The 225-nt window shown below is 53.8% G+C and carries 1 rRNA gene; it reads left to right on the plus strand.

Going from position 1 to position 225, the window contains the following annotated elements:
- A 23S ribosomal RNA gene (locus BM003_RS00005) occupies nucleotides 1–225 on the plus strand; the annotation flags it as partial.

Here is a 225-nt window from a genome sequence, read left to right on the forward strand (position 1 = left end):
GGGGGTGACAGCGTACCTTTTGTAGAATGGACCGGCGAGTGACGATTCTAAGCAAGGTTAAGCTGAAGAGGCGGAGCCGCAGCGAAAGCGAGTCTGAATAGGGCGTTTGAGTTTAGGGTTGTCGACCCGAAACCGTGTGATCTACCCATGTCCAGGGTGAAGTTCAGGTAACACTGAATGGAGGCCCGAACCCACGCATGTTGAAAAATGCGGGGATGAGGTGTG

This window comes from Sporolactobacillus nakayamae, assembly GCF_900113325.1.
GTDB classification, from domain to species: Bacteria; Bacillota; Bacilli; order Bacillales; family Sporolactobacillaceae; genus Sporolactobacillus; species Sporolactobacillus nakayamae.